General features: G+C 64.2%; 18 protein-coding genes. 10 read left to right on the top strand and 8 right to left on the bottom strand.

Going from position 1 to position 15455, the window contains the following annotated elements:
• Positions 1-6: 6 nt before the first annotated feature.
• The gene (locus ACTDXD_RS05575) at positions 7-1011 is read right to left on the bottom strand and encodes a LysR family transcriptional regulator (RefSeq protein ID WP_440126178.1); all 1005 of its coding nucleotides are present in this window, start codon (positions 1009-1011) and stop codon (positions 7-9) included.
• Positions 1012-1099: 88 nt separating this feature from the next.
• On the opposite strand from ACTDXD_RS05575, the gene ACTDXD_RS05580 reads away from it, so the two are divergent.
• The 3 genes from ACTDXD_RS05580 to ACTDXD_RS05590 are packed head-to-tail and all read left to right on the top strand — an operon-like array spanning position 1100 to position 4342.
• On the top strand, positions 1100-2464 hold the full coding sequence (locus ACTDXD_RS05580; protein ID WP_440126179.1) for an MFS transporter: 1365 nt from the start codon (positions 1100-1102) through the stop codon (positions 2462-2464).
• A 56-nt stretch (positions 2465-2520) separates the two neighbouring features.
• Positions 2521-3387 carry an alpha/beta fold hydrolase gene (locus tag ACTDXD_RS05585; protein ID WP_440126180.1) on the top strand — a complete coding sequence of 289 codons (867 nt, stop codon included), beginning with the start codon at positions 2521-2523 and terminating at the stop codon, positions 3385-3387.
• Between the two features lie 10 nt (positions 3388-3397).
• Positions 3398-4342, top strand: a complete 945-nt coding sequence (locus ACTDXD_RS05590; RefSeq protein WP_440126181.1) for a 3-carboxyethylcatechol 2,3-dioxygenase — start codon at positions 3398-3400, stop codon at positions 4340-4342.
• Positions 4343-4435: 93 nt separating this feature from the next.
• Here the strand turns inward: ACTDXD_RS05590 and ACTDXD_RS05595 are convergent, their stop codons facing one another.
• The 3 genes from ACTDXD_RS05595 to ACTDXD_RS05605 all read right to left on the bottom strand — a co-directional run bounded on the left by ACTDXD_RS05595 (position 4436) and on the right by ACTDXD_RS05605 (position 6072).
• A complete protein-coding gene (locus ACTDXD_RS05595; protein ID WP_440126182.1) occupies positions 4436-4582 on the bottom strand; it encodes a hypothetical protein in 147 nt (48 codons plus the stop codon).
• Positions 4583-4676: 94 nt separating this feature from the next.
• Positions 4677-5534: an alpha/beta fold hydrolase gene (locus ACTDXD_RS05600; RefSeq protein WP_440126183.1), complete on the bottom strand. Its 858-nt coding sequence runs from the start codon at positions 5532-5534 to the stop codon at positions 4677-4679.
• A gap of 52 nt (positions 5535-5586) precedes the next feature.
• The gene (locus ACTDXD_RS05605; RefSeq protein WP_440126184.1) at positions 5587-6072 is read right to left on the bottom strand and encodes a nuclear transport factor 2 family protein; all 486 of its coding nucleotides are present in this window, start codon (positions 6070-6072) and stop codon (positions 5587-5589) included.
• A 207-nt stretch (positions 6073-6279) separates the two neighbouring features.
• Here ACTDXD_RS05605 and ACTDXD_RS05610 point away from each other — a divergent pair, with 207 nt between their 5' ends.
• The 4 genes from ACTDXD_RS05610 (at position 6280) to ACTDXD_RS05625 (ending at position 10028) form a co-directional block, all read left to right on the top strand.
• Positions 6280-7452, top strand: a complete 1173-nt coding sequence (locus ACTDXD_RS05610; protein WP_440126185.1) for an acyl-CoA dehydrogenase family protein — start codon at positions 6280-6282, stop codon at positions 7450-7452.
• 29 nt (positions 7453-7481) lie between these two features.
• Positions 7482-8390, top strand: a complete 909-nt coding sequence (bphC, locus tag ACTDXD_RS05615; protein WP_440126186.1) for a biphenyl-2,3-diol 1,2-dioxygenase — start codon at positions 7482-7484, stop codon at positions 8388-8390.
• A gap of 178 nt (positions 8391-8568) precedes the next feature.
• Complete coding sequence (locus ACTDXD_RS05620; protein ID WP_440126187.1) at positions 8569-9201, top strand: IclR family transcriptional regulator; 633 nt, start codon at positions 8569-8571, stop codon at positions 9199-9201.
• Between the two features lie 86 nt (positions 9202-9287).
• A complete protein-coding gene (locus ACTDXD_RS05625; RefSeq protein ID WP_440126188.1) occupies positions 9288-10028 on the top strand; it encodes an IclR family transcriptional regulator in 741 nt (246 codons plus the stop codon).
• On the opposite strand, the gene ACTDXD_RS05630 is transcribed toward ACTDXD_RS05625, so the two are convergent.
• The gene (locus tag ACTDXD_RS05630) at positions 10010-10780 is read right to left on the bottom strand and encodes an SDR family NAD(P)-dependent oxidoreductase (protein ID WP_440127546.1); all 771 of its coding nucleotides are present in this window, start codon (positions 10778-10780) and stop codon (positions 10010-10012) included. The genes ACTDXD_RS05625 and ACTDXD_RS05630 overlap by 19 nt on opposite strands.
• 109 nt (positions 10781-10889) lie before the next feature.
• Here ACTDXD_RS05630 and ACTDXD_RS05635 point away from each other — a divergent pair, with 109 nt between their 5' ends.
• On the top strand, positions 10890-11477 hold the full coding sequence (locus tag ACTDXD_RS05635) for a TetR/AcrR family transcriptional regulator (protein ID WP_440126189.1): 588 nt from the start codon (positions 10890-10892) through the stop codon (positions 11475-11477).
• A gap of 39 nt (positions 11478-11516) precedes the next feature.
• Here ACTDXD_RS05635 and ACTDXD_RS05640 read toward each other — a convergent pair whose 3' ends face one another.
• Entirely contained in the window at positions 11517-12647 is a 1131-nt protein-coding gene (locus ACTDXD_RS05640; protein WP_440126190.1) for a Rieske 2Fe-2S domain-containing protein, read from the bottom strand.
• A 36-nt stretch (positions 12648-12683) separates the two neighbouring features.
• Complete coding sequence (locus ACTDXD_RS05645; RefSeq protein ID WP_440126191.1) at positions 12684-12980, bottom strand: hypothetical protein; 297 nt, start codon at positions 12978-12980, stop codon at positions 12684-12686.
• 99 nt (positions 12981-13079) lie between these two features.
• On the opposite strand from ACTDXD_RS05645, the gene ACTDXD_RS05650 reads away from it, so the two are divergent.
• Both ACTDXD_RS05650 and ACTDXD_RS05655 read left to right on the top strand, forming a co-directional pair.
• Entirely contained in the window at positions 13080-13280 is a 201-nt protein-coding gene (locus ACTDXD_RS05650) for a hypothetical protein (protein ID WP_440126192.1), read from the top strand.
• Between the two features lie 98 nt (positions 13281-13378).
• Positions 13379-14197: an MHYT domain-containing protein gene (locus tag ACTDXD_RS05655; protein WP_440126193.1), complete on the top strand. Its 819-nt coding sequence runs from the start codon at positions 13379-13381 to the stop codon at positions 14195-14197.
• Here the strand turns inward: ACTDXD_RS05655 and ACTDXD_RS05660 are convergent.
• The gene (locus ACTDXD_RS05660) at positions 14129-15166 is read right to left on the bottom strand and encodes a beta-ketoacyl-ACP synthase III (protein WP_440126194.1); all 1038 of its coding nucleotides are present in this window, start codon (positions 15164-15166) and stop codon (positions 14129-14131) included. The two genes, ACTDXD_RS05655 and ACTDXD_RS05660, sit on opposite strands and share 69 nt — an antisense overlap.
• Positions 15167-15455 lie beyond the last annotated feature (289 nt).

Raw genomic sequence — 15455 nt, forward strand, 5'->3', positions numbered from 1 at the left:
CCGCACTTATTCGCGGATCAGCGTGAACTCGGGTAGGCCGTCGAAATGCGATGCCACGTCGCCGGTGATATCCGGGGGGAGCCACTGCGGCACACCGGGTCGTATCGGCCGGTCCCACCGTTTCGCGGATCGGACTTCCAGAGCCGTGGCATAGAACGCGAGTACTTCCGAGCGTGCCTCGTCGCGTCTGATGGAGATCGCCCATGGGTAGTACGGCTGGACGTCGACGAAGTATTGGAAGAAGAAGTGGTCGGCCTCGGCGTACTGCTCCATTCCTTCGAGCACCAGAACGGGGGGTACATCACCTTGAATCATCTGCTGTCCGATTGCCTCCAGCATCGTGATGTCGTGCGGGAGGAGTTCGAGTTCGGCTCCGAACGCCGGAGCAAGATGCATGCAGAACCTCTGCCAGCTCGAAAAGTGCCGTCCCACTGCCGTATACCCGATTCGATGTTCGCGCAATGTGGGAACCTCCATTTCACGGAGATGGAAGCACTTGACCGGGTCGAGTCGCAGCAGGCTCGTCCGGATCTTCGGTTCCACACGCGCAACCGAGTGCATCGCCACGTCGACCTCACCACGGATCAATGCGGCGATCTGCTCATCTCCGGTCAGATCGGTGAAGCTGACCTTGTCGTTCGGACGACGCTGACGATGCTCGCGCCAGATCTCCTGCATCATCTTGCGATTGCGGATTTCGGCCAGCCGGATAGGTCTGTCCATTCCGGTGGCCCGCTCGAACAGGGCGTCCGTTGCCGCGATCACCTGCTCGGCGTAGGACACGATGCTGTTGCCGGCCGGAGTCAGGCCGACGCCGGAACTCTGTCGCGAGAACAGCCGGGTCCCCAGTATGCGTTCGAGTGTCTTGATGTGACCGCTGACCGCCTGTTGTGTCAGCCCGAGCCGGGCGGCAGCGCGGGTGAAGCTGGATTCCTGCACTACCGCGACGAACGTACGCAGGAGCCGGGAGTCGATGTCTCTGCGGTCGTGTCCCGGTTCCACTGTGCTCATCCTCCACCTATATCGAACCGACCTCGACAAGTCCAAGACTCCCGATGCCTCCCGTTTGTTCCTCGTCCCGCCCCCAAGGATTGAAGAAATGACCATAGACGCACTTCACGCTACGTCCGTCGATCGAGATCGAGAACATCGGCGAGTCCTCGCCTCGAGTTTCCTCGGTTCTGCAATCGAATACTACGACTTCCTGCTGTACGGCACTGCCGCCAGCCTGGTCTTCGGGCCACTGTTCTTCAGCAATCAAGGTCCTGCGGTCGCTCTCGCAGCTTCCTTCGCCACCTTCGCCGTCGGGTACCTCGCCCGCCCCATCGGCGGAATCGTCTTCGGCCAACTCGGTGATCGCATCGGACGTAAAGCCACACTGGTCACCACGATGGTGATGATGGGTCTGGCATCGTGCCTGATCGGGCTACTACCGACGAGCGCACAGATCGGCGCTCTTGCGCCGATCCTGCTGGTGCTGTTGCGCATCGTCCAAGGACTGGCAGTGGGCGGCGAGTGGGGTGGTGCCGCGCTCATGGCGCTCGAACATTCACCGAAAAAGAAACGCGGGTTCTCCGCGTCCTTCGCCAACATGGGCGGCCCTGCAGGTGCGCTCCTGGCCACGCTGGTGTTCGCGGCCTTCAGCGCGCTTCCGCGTGACGAGTTCCTGAGCTGGGGCTGGCGCATTCCCTTCCTGCTCTCCGCAGCGCTGGTGATCGTGGGCCTGTTCATCCGCATGAGGGTTTCCGAATCGCCACTGTTCCTGGAGGCGCAGAAGCGCATGGACAAGCAGAAGGACACCAAACCGGAACTCGCCATCGTCACAGTTTTCCGAAAGTTCCGGAAGCCACTGATCCTTGCCTCGACTGCTGCTGTCGCCGCCTTGGCCTTCCAGACCTTCATGGCCACGTTCGCGATCTCGATGGCAACAGAGACGGGGCTGAGCGCCACTGCTGTGCTGCTCTGCAAGGCTGCGGCAGCTCTCGTCCACATCTTCACCATCGGATACTTTGCACATCTGTCCGACAAGCTCGGACGCAAGCGAGTGCTGATCGCCGGAAGCGTCCTGTCGATCGCCTTGTCCTACCCGCTGCTGATGCTGCTCGGCAGTGGCAGCGTTCCGTTGGTTCTCGCCGGTTTCCTCTTGGGTAATTCGCTTCTTCAGGCATCGATGTACGGACCGCTCGCGGCGTACATCTCCGAGATGTTCGGCACGTCTGCCCGCTACACAGGTGCCGGGCTCGCGTACCAGCTCGGTGCCACCGTCGGTGGATTCACGCCCTTCATCGCGGCCGCCTTGTGGGAACTGGGCCGGAACCACGTCGCCACATCCGGCTGGCAGCAGTACTCCATGGTCGGTGTCTATCTCGTCGGCGCGTGCGTCGTCACCATTATTTCCGTGGCACTCGGGAGGGAGACGAAAGACACCGAACTCGACGGTGATTCATCTGCGCGCTCCGTTTGAGCATCGTGCCCCCACTCGCTCGAACATGATCACTCCACACATTACGAGGTAAACCCTTGACCACCATCGAAATTCCCGCCTACACCACCGACGCGTTCTTCGGACTCGAGGACAAGTGGCTGCGCACCGCAGACGGCGAGCTCACCCATTACCACGAACTCGGTGAAGGTACACCCATCCTGTTCCTGCACGGGTCCGGAACAGGTGTCACCGCCGCCTCCAACTGGTGGTTGAACCTGCCGGCCCTCGCCGAGCACGGCCGTTGCATCGCGATCGACTCGATCGGCTACGGGCAGACCGTTGTCGCCGAGAACACCGACTACGGCATCAAGGAATGGGTGCGGCACACGGTTCGTGTGCTGGATGCTCTCGGCATCGAGAAGACCTGGATCGTGGGCAACTCGCTGGGCGGTTGGCTGGCGTTCCAGTTCGCACTCGACTTCCCCGACCGACTCCTGGGTATCGTCTCGATGGGAACCGGCGGCGCCGCACTCACCGGAGCCCTGGCAGGACACTCGAATCCGACGCTGACCGAAGCCGGGATCCGCCGGACCCTCGAACTCTTCGTGGTCGACAAGTCCCTCGTGACCGACGAACTCGTCGCTCTGCGCTACAAGTCCGCGCTCAACGACACCGCGTCCGACAGGCTCGCTGCAGTCGTTGCTGCCCGCGACCGCGATCGCCATGAGTTGCCTCTCGACTTCGACCGGCTCGCAGAACTGGACATCCCCGTACTGCTCGTCCACGGCGTCCAAGACGTCGTCATCCCACTGTCCCGCACATGGGATCTACTGAACGCGATCCCGACCTCGGATGCCCACGTCTTCAACCGGTGCGGCCACTGGTCGCAGGTGGAGAAGGCCGACGAGTTCAACACTGTGATCGGCGACTACCTGCGCCACCACACCCGCATCGGGGAGTGAGGCATCAACGATGGCCCAGGCTCTCCTGTGCATGTCCCATAGCCCGCTGCTCGACCATGCCGATCCTCCTGCGGAGGTGAAAACGGTTGTGGACGAAGCCTTTGCACGAGCCCGCGAGTTCGTCGAAGCATTCGATCCGGATCTCGTGGTGAATTTCGGTCCCGACCACTTCAACGGTTTCTTCTACGACCTGATGCCGCCGTTCTGTATCGGTTATCGAGCTCACGGGACCGGCGATTACGACTCGTTCGCCGGAGACCTCGACGTACCCGAGGGCATCGCCGCCGACCTCGCGCAATTCGTTCTCGACCACGGAAGCGATGTTGCCATCTCGAGGCAGATGGAGGTCGATCACGGTGCCGTACAGCCGATGGAGATCCTCCACGGTGGCGATGCCGCTGCCCGTCCGGTCCTTCCGATCTTCGTGAATTCGATTGCCCGTCCGTTCGTCCCGATGTCGCGGGTGCGCGCATTCGGACAGACGGTAGGTGAGTTCTTCAAAGCCACCGACAAGCGGGTTCTCTTCCTCGGCTCCGGCGGCCTCTCGCACGACCCCCCGGTCCCGCAGTTCGCCACTGCCACCGCGCCCCAGCGCGAGTTTCTCACCTCGGGGAGACACCCTTCTTCCGAGGCCCGTGCGGCGCGCCAGGCACGGACGATCGAAGTCGCTCGCCGCTTCGCGGCGGGTGATGCCGACATCATGGACCTCAATCCCGAGTGGGACCGAGCGTTTCTCGATGTGTGCAGGTCCGGACGCGTCGAGGACTTCGACGGGTACACAGCCGACGAGATGGACGCGGTGGCCGGACACTCCTCTCACGAAGTCCGGACCTGGGTTGCCGCATACTCCGCGCTCAGCGCCTGCGGCGACTACGACGTGACCTATGAGTTCTACAGGCCCATCAAGGAATACATTGCCGGGTTCGCCGTGACCACGGCGCTCCAGGCAGGTTGATGCCTGATCGATTCATGACGGTCGAGATCGGGGCGAGCGCTCCGGCCACGGATCGGGTTCATCATCGGAACCCTCCGTGGCCGGACCAACCGCTCAGCGCGACCCGCGACGCTTCTGGCTCAACTTGGTGAGCAGTTCCTGAGCTTTGCGCTGATTCTCGGGCTTGGACGCCTCCCGCTTGATGACCTGGACGGCCTTGATAGCGACGCCACTCTTGATGACCTTGCTGAGCATTCCCATCGTGCACCCGTCCATCGTTGTTCGCGAAAGTTCGATACTTCCACGATACGAGGCTTCAGGCACCGCACCGCCTACGATGCAGGGCACCCGCGACCTATCGGAGAGCGGGCTCTTCGACAGTCGAACGGAGCAAGGCCCTGAATCGGGAGGGGGCTTCCAGCCACGGAAAATGACCGGCGTCGGACAGAATCGAGACGCTGCATTCGAGGTGCTCGCCCCACCGGGTCAACGCGTCTGCAGGCCGGGGGTCGCCCGCACCGCCGATGATCACCGACCCCGCAGGCACCAGCTCTCGCAGTACGTCGACGTGTGAGTCGAGCGGGTCGGCCCTCTTCTCGACTCCCAGCTCGCGGTTCATCCGATAGTTGATCGGACGCCGGACGCGCGCGGCCTCCAGCGCCCACCGCCACGCGCGACGCCGGTCGGCGTGGTCGGTGAACCACGACAGCGCGAGGAACTCGATCTCCTCGGTCTCGGACCTGGCCTCCATGGCGTCGAGGATTTCGAATCTCGATTGCTGATGGTACGTCCGCCGCGACGTTTCCGTCGCCCTGCACGGCTCACGCCAGTCACCTGTGAACGGTCCGGCCAGGTGCACGATCCGCGCGACGCGCTCGGGGTGCGCGAGCGTGAAATAGCTGGCCAGGTCGGAACCGTACGAATGCCCCACCAGCACGACCTGCTCGTGACCCCATCCGTCGAGGAGACGCAACAGGTCGGCGATGTGTCGGGTGAGGGTGTGCGGGCCGTCCCAGCGCGATTTGCCCGTGCCACGCTGGTCGTAGCGGTGGACGACGGTGACGTCGTCGAGCATCTGCGCGACCGCCTGCAGATAATCGGGGATCCCCGGGCCACCGTGAAGCAGGACTACCGGCGGCGCGGATCTACGCAATCCGGTCGTCCAGGTGCAGAGCGTGGCATCGTCGTCCATCCCGACCATGCACATCGCCATGCCCTCAATCTAGAAGGTTCGTCGACGCTCCGCTGCCGGACCGAAGAAGAAGTCAGCGCGACGCGCGGGCCAGCAGCTCGCGAGCTTCCTCGCTGCCGTTGAGGACACGTGCGGTACGACGCTTGATCTTCCATTTTCCGTGGATGCGCGCGAGGTCGAAGCGGTTCGCGGTCACGCGCCACACCCGGTAGGAGTCGGAATCGAGGTTGCGGCGAAGCAGCAACGAGTGGCACGTTGCGGCGGCGGTGTCGCCGTCGACGCGGATGTGGACGGGGTCGAGGAGGTGGCCGCACCCTTCGTTGATGTAATCCTGGTGAGGGCGCGTGCGCACCATCTCGGTGATCGCGTCGCGGCCTTCCATCACCCGGATGTCGATGTCGTAGACCGCGTCCTCTGCCCAGAGCTCGCCGACAGCGTCCGCGTCGCCGGCATCCACGGCGGGGCCGTATGCCGTCAGCACTTCCTGAATCGCTGCTTTGTCCTCGAGAAGCTGTACGCGCTCGAGCAACGAGGCCACCAGTTCTGCAGTGTCGGTCATGTCGCTCCGTCCTGGATGTGCGGGTACATCGCGTGTAGCGATGCCAAGGGGCGGATCTTGTTCTACTCGTCGCCGATGAGCGGTGTGGTGTACATCCCGTTGAACGGAAATTCGGGGGCGGAGGCACACACTCCCTGGGACTGTTCGAGCAAGCACATCCGGCCAGATGCGTAAGCCATATTGTCGAGTTCCCCGGAAGGTTTCCTCATGGGCATCACGTTGGACAGAATCATGCAGCACGCGGACGAGATCCGCGCCGACGGCGCAGTGGGCGACACTCTGATGCGCCTGCCCGACACCTCCGCGAAGCGCCTGCGCGAATCCGGCGTCATCCGCATGTTCCAGCCGAAGGAGTTCGGCGGACAGGAAGCGCACCCGCGCGAATTCGCCGAGACGGTGATGGCCATCGGCGGCCTCGACGGCGCAACCGGCTGGGTCGCGGGCATCGTCGGCGTCCACCCGTGGGAACTGACGTTCTTCGACAAGCGAGCCCAGGAGGAGATCTGGGGCGAGGACCCCGACATGTGGATGGCTTCGCCGTACGCACCGATGGGTGTCGCGGTCCCGGTCGACGGCGGTTACGTGCTCAACGGCCGCTGGGCATTCTCGTCGGGGACGGATCACTGCGGCTGGATCATGATCGGCGCCGCTGTCGGCGACAAGGACGGCAACCGCACCGACAAGGTCCTGCACGTGCTGCTACCGCGCTCCGATTACGACATCGACCCCGACAGCTGGGATGTCATCGGCCTGCGGGGCACCGGTTCCAAGGATTTGATCGTCAAGGATGCGTTCATTCCCGAGTACCGCACGATCGATGCCGATATCGTCCTGAGCGGAAACGGCTGGCGTCACGCAGGCCGGGACGAAACCCTGTACAAGTTCCCTTTCTCGTACATCTTCCCGCTGGGTATCACGTCGTCGTTGATCGGCATGACCGAAGGCGCGCTGGCCTGCTACATCGCCGCACAGAAGGAACGTGTGCAGGTCACGGGCGTCCCGATCAAGGAAGACCCGTACGTGCTCTACGCGATCAGCGAGGCCGCGTCGGAGATCGAGGCCGCACGCATCACGCTGCTCGAGACGGTCGACCGGTTCTGGGACAAGACCGACCGCGGCGAAGAGATCAGCTTCGAAGAGCGTGCCATCGGCCGGCGCACCCAGATCTCTTCTGCCTGGCGTGCAGTGCGAGCGATGGACGAGATCTTTGCCCGCGCCGGGGGTGCGGCGGTGCATCGCAAGACACCGATGCAGCGCTTCTGGCGTGACGCGCACGTCGGTCTCACCCACGCGATCCACGTGCCCGGCACGATCTACCACTCTGCGGCGCTCACTCAGCTCGGTGGCGACCCGCAGGGCGCCTACCGTGCAATGATCTGATCCCCCTTTCACTTTCGAGGAAGAAGACTATGACCGAATTGAGAGGCCTCGGGTACCTCCGCATCCAGACTCAGGACGTCCCGCGCTGGCGCGAACTCCTCATCGACGGCCTCGGCATGGCGGTGGGCTCGGGCCCTGAGACCGATGCCCTCTACGCGCGGGTCGACGAGCGTCGCGCCCGCATCGCGGTGCTGCCCGGCGACTCGGACAAAGCCCTCGCCGTCGGCTGGGAGGTGCGCGACGAGTTCGCGCTGCAGCGGGTCCGTGAGGCCGTCGAGAAGTCGGGACGCGCGGTCGAGGTGTTGTCGCGGAAGGAGGCGACCTACCTCGATGCAGAAGGCGCCATCGCTTTCGACGACCCCGCGGGGACCCGCCTGGAGGTGTTCTACGGTCCGGTGCTCGACCACAGCCCGGTCGTCACGCCGTTCGCCGGACGCTGGGTGACGGGCGGTCTCGGTCTAGGCCACGTGGTGTTGCCTGCGACGAATTTCGATGAGGCGTACGAGTTCTACACGCAGGTGCTGGGTTTCCTTCCTCGCGGCTCGATCCGGCTCGACGAGGAGGGCCTGAACCGAGTGCGGTTCCTCGGTATCAACGAGCGCCATCACGCTCTCGCACTCTGTCCGGCGCCGCCGACCGAAGAGCCGGGCCTGGTGCATCTGATGACCGAGGTCGACAGCCTCGATGCGGTGGGGCAAGCGCTCGATCGCGTCAATCGGATGGATTTCTCGATTTCGTCGACGCTGGGTCGTCACACCAACGACAAGATGATCTCGTTCTACGTTCGCGCACCGGGCGGGTGGGATCTCGAGTTCGGCACCGAGGGCATGCTTGTCGACGAACGGCACTACACGTCGGAGGAGATCACTGCCGATGCCTACTGGGGCCATGACCAGACGGGGTCGGAGCCGCTGAAGGCATTCATCCCGGCCGGCTGATGCCGGAATGCCTCACCTGGTAAACGGGTAGATGCACCCCGCCGAGGGTGCATCTACCCGTTTCGTTTGCTGCTCGTTGGTCCCCTCTTCCAATTCGCGTTCCTCGGCGCTAGATTCGTCACAGCCTCTCCATTGATCATCTGATCAATCCCCCCCGACAGCCCCGGAGGAGATCTTCGTGACCATCGCGTCCGAGAACCCCAACACCGTCATGGGACGGGTCACCGCCCTGCTCGAACCCTTTCGCGACACCGCAGGCCTCACTCTGACCGAGCTCGCCCGCCGCACAGGGTTCCCCCGGTCGTCGACGCATCGGATGCTGCTCCAATTGGTCCAGGTGGGCTTGGTCCACCGCAACGGAACGACGTACTCGCTCGGCCCCAAGCTGCTCGAGCTCGGAGCATCGGCGCGCGACCACGACCGCGTCCACCAGGCCGCGCTCCCGACCCTGTACTCCCTCCGACGCGACACGGGCCTCGTCGTCCATCTCGCCGTCCTCGAGGGCGAGAGCCTGCTCTATCTCGAGAAGATCGGCGGCCGCTGGTCCACCGACCTGCGCACCCGCGCGGGTGAGCGGCGGCTCGCGCGCGAGACGATCGAAGGTGCCGCCATGCTCGCGTTCCGCGAGAGCGCGGACCGAACTGTCACCTGCGGTGGCGATCGCATATGTTGCGCCGCAGCCGCATTCGATTCCGGCCGAGGCGAGATTGCCGCCCTATCGGTGGCAGGCCCACGCGAACACGCCCCGGCGGATCTGGTTCAGCGCGTCCGCGATGCCGCCGACACCGTGTCCGCCCGCGCAACACACTGAACTCTCGTATAGCGCCCTTCCTTCATCGAGAACGGACTGCTACAGTTCTGCCGTATTGATTGATCGGTTGATCAATGGAGGCTTGAATGAGACATGAGTTCGACTCCCCCGCCGCAGTCATCGACCGCGTCGCAGGCCTGCTCGACGAATTCCACGCCGGCGGACACCTCACCCTGTCAGAATTGTCGGAACGCACCGGCGTGCCCCGGTCGTCCGTCCACCGACTCCTGAATCAGATGATCGAAGCGGGTTGGGTTCGACGAGAAGGACGCACGTACGCGCTGGGGCGCAGCATGTTCGAGTGGGGTGCCCTTGCGCAACACCACGACGAACTACACCGCGCCGCACACAACGTTCTGCACGAACTCCACTCCGCCACCGGGTTGGTCGCACACCTGGCAGTCCTCGAGGGACACGAGGTGCGCTATCTCGACAAGGTCGGATGCGAAACGGTTCCGCTACCCTCACGCGTCGGCGGCCGCCAGCCCGCATACCGTACAGCCCTGGGAAAAGCCCTGATCGCGCACACGCAGCTCACCCCCACGACCGCCGCGCTGCCCGGCACCGACTCCACACGGCTACGCGGCGAGATCGCCCAGATTCGCGAACGACACGTCGCACAGGAGCGCGAGGAAACCGTGCGAGGAGTCGCGTGCGTTGCAGCCCCGATCGGAGACGGGCGTACGTGCGTCGGCGCGCTGTCCGTCACGGGATCCGTCGACACCGTGGACGTCGTGTCCCTCGCCACCCCGGTCCGGGTTGCAGCGCGTGCGGTGTGGCGCTCGCTCTCTCGCAATCACAAGGGATTTCAGCGCACGAGCGCCTGACCTCCATCAACTGCCAAGGTATGCCCGGTGATGTATTGCGATGCAGCGCTGCACAGGAAGACCACCGCTGGTCCGATATCGGTCTCGGGATCCCCGAGCCTGCCCAGCGGCACGGTCGCGAGGTAGCCCGCAGCCGCATCCGGTTCGAGACGGAACCATTCCTTCATGGTGTCCGAATCCGCCAGCGGCAGAATCGCATTGACCCGGATCCCGTCGTCGGCCCATTCACACGCAGCGGTGCGCGTCAGCACCCGCACCGCCTCTTTCGCTGCGGCGTACGCCCCGGCGCCCGACGGGTCCCACCGAATTCCTGCCGCCGAACCCAGGTTGACGATGCGACCACCTCCGCGGAGGTGGGGGTGAGCGGCGCGCATCATCCGCCACGTTGCTGTCGGTCCTGATTCCATCGCTCCGCGGTAGGCCTGTTCGTCCACTTCGAGGAGAAGCCCGTGCGCCGCAGTCATGGCATTGTTCACCAGCACGGTGAGCGCGCCGAACCTCTCGACCACCGCGGGGACGACACCCTCGACCGCCACGGCGTCCGTCACGTCACAGACGAAGGGCTCGGCACTACCGCCCCGACCGGTGATCTCGTCGGCGACCGCCGCGATGGTCGACGAAGTACGCCCGACCACCGCGACCTGCGCGCCTGCGGCTGCAAGGGCCAGCGCAATACCCCTACCGATACCCTGACCGGCGCCGGTCACGATCGCGGTGTCACCCGCGAGTACCGCCTGCGCGTCTCGGACCATGATCACGCATACTCCCTGTCGAATGTCGAATCCCATTGATCGACTGATCAATGGATGTGGCAGACTGGCCCCGGCCATACCGGCGCCGACGCTCAGCAGAAAGGCTGCAATGGATCCGCAGCAACGCCGCAGGCAGATCCTCGATCGGTCTGCCGAGATCTTCGCCCGCAAAGGAATCAACGCCACGACGATCCGCGACATCGCGAAAGCGGTAGGCGTCCATTCCGGGGCGCTGTATCACTATTTTCCGTCGAAGGAAGCCATCGTCACGGAACTCATCCGCGAGTACATCGACGACATCTCCGAACGCTGCCGTGAGGTGATGGCACTGGCACTCTCACCCCTCGAGCGAATGGAAGCCCTGGCCGAGATAGCGCTGGATTCCAACGTGCAGTATCACGGCGCCACATCGATCTGGCGACGCGAAGGCGAGTACATGCGCGAACGCGTTGTGGAAGCCGACATGGTCACAACCGCCGACGAAATGGAAACCGCGTGGCGCAGCACCATCGCCGACGGCGTGGCCGATGGCACCTTGCGCACCGACATCGAGTCCGAGTTCCTCCGCGAAATGCTCTACGACGTCTTGTGGCACGCGACGCGCTGGCACCGCCCCGAACCGGGTGAATCGATGGCCGAGCTCGCGCACACGATCATCACTGTGTTCGTCGACGGGATGCGTAGCCGACCCGAATGACCTGTTCCGCCCGATCCGGACGGAACAGGCCCGACCTCACTACCGTGCAGCCAGGTTCTCCTCGACCTCCTTGTGCCACGACTCACGGGCACGGGTGGTGTCGACCTCGAACTCGAAACGCTGCGTCATGTCCGGTGTAACGTCTTCGACGTCGACGTAGAACTGGCTGTACCAGCGGCGCAACTGGTAGACCGGCCCGTCCTCCTCGGTGAGAAGCGGGTTCTCGATGCGCGACTTGTGTTCCCAGATCGCGATGTCCTGCTGGAACTGCTCTTCGAGACCGTCGGTGAACAGCGTCGCCATCTCCGAGGCCTGCTCGTCGGACATGCCTTCGATCTTCTTCACGATCGTGCCGAACTGCAGAACGAACGAGTTCGACGTCACGGGATAGTGGCAGTTGATGAGCTTGGACTCGATCGTCGCGCCCTCCGCCACCGTGTAGATCGTGTCGAGCATGAAGGACGGCCCGTAGTAGAACGCATCCGAAATCGTCTGGGCTTCAGGAAGGTCCATTTGAACGCCGGTCTTGATATCGTCGCGCCCGTACGAGCGCATGTGCTGGCCCGCCACGTGCCCGTCGAAGACGTTCTTGAAGAACTCGGGCATCTGGAAGTGCACGTAGAAGAAGTGCGCCATGTCGACGACGTTGTCGACGATCTCACGGCAGTGCGAGCCCTCGACGTGGATGGTCGTCCATGTCCACTCGCTCCACTCGCCGTCCTCGTAACCCTCGATCTCAGGGATCGTCACGTTCTCGGGCGGGGTTGTGCCCTGAGGACAGTGCCACACGAAGAGAACTCCGTTGCGCTCCATGGTGGTCCATGACTTCGTGCGCGCGAGCTTCGGGGTGCGGCGAGCGTAGGGAATCTCTTCGCAGCGACCCTGACCGTTCCAACGCCAGTCGTGGAACGGGCATGCGATGGTGTCGCCCTTGATCTCGCCGCGGGCGAGGTTGCCACCCATGTGCCTGCAGTAGGCGTCGAGCACGTGGAGTTCACCCTTCGTGTCGGCGAAGACCACGAGGTCGGTCCCGAAGGCCTTGACCTGATGCGGCTTTCCATCACGGAACGATTGTGCAAGGCCGATGCAGTGCCACCCGCGGGCGAATCGAGTGGGATTGCTACCGGCTTCGATAGTGCGGATCTCGATGCGATCCTGTTCGACGGTCATGGAGTCCTCCAGGGCTGAGTTGGCTGAAAACGGCGGTCACCGCGAGGCGGTGACGGCTTCCTCGGAAGTCGGAGATTCCTGGGATGAGAGGGGCCGCACGGGTGGCTCGACCCGCGCGGTCTGGAGAATCTCACCCTCGGCGACAGCCGCATCGACCGTGCGGTCCAGCGCCGCACAGCGCAGGAGATACGTGTGGGGGTCGATCTCGCGAGCAGCGGCGAATTCTCGACACGCATCGGAAGCCGATTCGCACCACTGGATACTCGTGTGGGCTGGGCTGTACTTTGCGACGAGTACGCGGGTGCCACAGGTGTGGCAATCGAGCGACTGCATTCTGGCCGTTCCCTTCCTCGGATGACCCGAGGCTACGAAGGGGATGTGGCGGCAACCACAATGTTTCAGCCCAGCGGGACACTCGGTGTTCCCGCGCGAATGCCGTCAGCCGTTCGCAAGCACACCCTCGAGCACCCGGCGCAGCTCGCCGAACCCAAGGCCGCCGACGCCCATCGCGTCGAGAATCCCCGGTGCCCGCACGCTCCTGCTACCCGAGGCCGGCCACGACCTGCGCGAGCAGGCCTGGGTTCCCTGGCCGAGGCGACACGCGAACTCGCCGACACGCCCACGCGGCTCTGACGTCGTACTCCTTCGAGAGGTCGAGCGGGCTCGGGTGTGTGGGATATGGTCGGGCCGCTGGACCACAGAAGGTGCAGTAGCTGGACACGGGGGATCGGATGCCGCACGAACAGCACTTCACGATGGGATTGTGGGTGCCGTACCTGGCATTCGTCACCGCCGCGGTCGGCTGCTACGTCGGATTGTGCTGCGTGCAGCAGTCCCGCAAGCACCTGACGTCCCCTGCCGGTGTGCGCTGGCTCGTGATGGCTGCCCTGTCGATCGGCGGTGTCGGCATCTGGCTCATGCATTTCATCGGCATGTCCGGTTTCTCGGTGCCGACCTCCCCCGTCCGTTACGACCTCAGCGCCACCCTGTTCTCGGTGGTGCTTGCGGTAGGGGCGACATTGTTCGGGCTGTTGATCTCGAACGCTCGTCTCTCCGCCGCCCAGCGACTGTCTCGCTCCGCGTCGATCACGCTCGGCGGCGCAGTGATGGGCACGGCCATCGTCCTCATGCACTACAGCGGCATGGCCGCGGTCAGGATCCGGGGCACCATCGAGCACGATCCGAAGATGGTGGCGGTCTCTTCTGCCATCGGCATCCTCGGGTCTGCGGCCGCGATGTGGATGTTCGAAAGGCCCGGGAAGCTTCACGTGCGTGTCGCGTCGACCGTGCTGCTTGCCTGCGGCGTGGTAGCGCTGCACTACACCGGCATGGTCGGCATGAGCGCACAGGTCGACCTCGAGGCGCAGGCACCCGAGGGCATGACGGTGCTATCGCTGCTGTTCCCGGCGTTCGTCATCGGCACCGTCCTCCTCGCGGTGCCGATCGTGGCGCTGCTGCTCAGCGCCGAGAGCGACCATGGCCTAGACGATGGGGGGCAGCTGAACAACCTGTCCCGCGTAGGCAAGCCCGGCACCGAAACCGACGAGTAGCGCGGTATCCCCCGGTTTGGATACGCCGGACCGGAGAAGCTCCTCCATTGCCATCGGGATCGACGCAGCGCTCGTGTTGCCGGTCTCTCCGATGTCGCGCGCAACCGCAACGTTCTCGGGCAGATGCAGCCCTTTGATGAGTGCGTCGGTGATACGGCTGTTTGCCTGGTGCGGGACGAAGGCATCGAGGTCGGCAGCCTTGACTCCGGACTTCTCCAACGCGTCGGTGCACGCCTTCCCCAGGAAACTCACCACCCAGCGGAACACCGCCGATCCGTTCATCCGGATGTACGGGCGCACTGCCGGAGCTCCGCCCGCGGCCGCTGCTTCGACTTCGTCGAAGTAGGACATGAAATCCTTGTCCTGTTTGATGGCGTCGGTCTGGCTTCCGTCCGAACCCCACGCGACCGGACCGATCCCCTCCGACTCGGACGGGCCGACCACGGCCGCACCTGCACCGTCCGCGAAGATGAACGCGCAGGTCCGGTCGGTTGGCTCGAGCAGATCGGACAACCGTTCGACCCCGATGACCAGTACGTTCCTGGCCTGCCCGGCACGAACGAGTGCCGCAGCATTGCCGAGCGCGTAACAGAAGCCCGCGCAGCCGGCCGAGATGTCGTAGGCGGCGGTGTCCTTCATACCCAGTTCCGTGGCCACCACAGCTCCCGCAGACGGCCCCAGCACCATCAGCGACGACGTGGCGAGGACGACCGCGTCGATCTGATCGGCCTCGAGACCGGCCGCAGCAAGCGCGTCCCTGGAGGCGGCGACACTCATCGAGATGATCGTTTCATCGTCCTCGGCCCATCGTCGCGAGGAGATACCCGACCTCGTCTTGATCCATTCGTCGGAGGAATCGATCCGGTCGACGATCTCTGCATTGGGCACGACGCGTCGCGGTCGGTACGCACCCAGGCCCAGCAGGGCAGCATGAGCGGCGGGTGCGGCGGTGGCGATCTGAGCGGGCATGACTTCCTCTCCACATGAACCTGGTGGTTCACCCTCGTATTCAATTGTGTGCAGTGAACGGCGTCCCGCACCCCGACAATGCCGGCAGCCTGCGTGCGGCGCCCATTTTCTTCGGGAAGGTTCACGTTGTCACCTTTGAGTCCAGGTTGCTCAGGTGACACGCGGAGCGTCGTGGACGTAGGTCGCCGACACGGGGGTCGATGCCCGATATATCGGTACATCGATCGTCATTTCGGACACCTGCTGCGGGCCTCCTGCGCTTTCTCGATCTGATCAACTCGAGTTAGCT

The organism is Rhodococcus sp. SJ-3 (assembly GCF_051918125.1).
GTDB lineage: Bacteria > Actinomycetota > Actinomycetes > Mycobacteriales > Mycobacteriaceae > Rhodococcus.

Excerpts from the sequence above, each read along its gene's own strand:
- ACTDXD_RS05575 (WP_440126178.1), bottom strand. The coding sequence starts at position 1,011 with ATGAGCACAGTGGAACCGGGACACGACCGCAGAGACATCGACTCCCGG.
- ACTDXD_RS05580 (WP_440126179.1), top strand. The coding sequence starts at position 1,100 with ATGACCATAGACGCACTTCACGCTACGTCCGTCGATCGAGATCGAGAA.
- ACTDXD_RS05590 (WP_440126181.1), top strand. The coding sequence starts at position 3,398 with ATGGCCCAGGCTCTCCTGTGCATGTCCCATAGCCCGCTGCTCGACCAT.
- ACTDXD_RS05595 (WP_440126182.1), bottom strand. The coding sequence starts at position 4,582 with ATGGGAATGCTCAGCAAGGTCATCAAGAGTGGCGTCGCTATCAAGGCC.
- ACTDXD_RS05600 (WP_440126183.1), bottom strand. The coding sequence starts at position 5,534 with ATGGCGATGTGCATGGTCGGGATGGACGACGATGCCACGCTCTGCACC.
- ACTDXD_RS05605 (WP_440126184.1), bottom strand. The coding sequence starts at position 6,072 with ATGACCGACACTGCAGAACTGGTGGCCTCGTTGCTCGAGCGCGTACAG.
- ACTDXD_RS05610 (WP_440126185.1), top strand. The coding sequence starts at position 6,280 with ATGGGCATCACGTTGGACAGAATCATGCAGCACGCGGACGAGATCCGC.
- bphC (WP_440126186.1), top strand. The coding sequence starts at position 7,482 with ATGACCGAATTGAGAGGCCTCGGGTACCTCCGCATCCAGACTCAGGAC.
- ACTDXD_RS05625 (WP_440126188.1), top strand. The coding sequence starts at position 9,288 with ATGAGACATGAGTTCGACTCCCCCGCCGCAGTCATCGACCGCGTCGCA.
- ACTDXD_RS05630 (WP_440127546.1), bottom strand. The coding sequence starts at position 10,780 with ATGGTCCGAGACGCGCAGGCGGTACTCGCGGGTGACACCGCGATCGTG.
- ACTDXD_RS05635 (WP_440126189.1), top strand. The coding sequence starts at position 10,890 with ATGGATCCGCAGCAACGCCGCAGGCAGATCCTCGATCGGTCTGCCGAG.
- ACTDXD_RS05640 (WP_440126190.1), bottom strand. The coding sequence starts at position 12,647 with ATGACCGTCGAACAGGATCGCATCGAGATCCGCACTATCGAAGCCGGT.
- ACTDXD_RS05645 (WP_440126191.1), bottom strand. The coding sequence starts at position 12,980 with ATGCAGTCGCTCGATTGCCACACCTGTGGCACCCGCGTACTCGTCGCA.
- ACTDXD_RS05650 (WP_440126192.1), top strand. The coding sequence starts at position 13,080 with ATGCCGTCAGCCGTTCGCAAGCACACCCTCGAGCACCCGGCGCAGCTC.
- ACTDXD_RS05655 (WP_440126193.1), top strand. The coding sequence starts at position 13,379 with ATGCCGCACGAACAGCACTTCACGATGGGATTGTGGGTGCCGTACCTG.
- ACTDXD_RS05660 (WP_440126194.1), bottom strand. The coding sequence starts at position 15,166 with ATGCCCGCTCAGATCGCCACCGCCGCACCCGCCGCTCATGCTGCCCTG.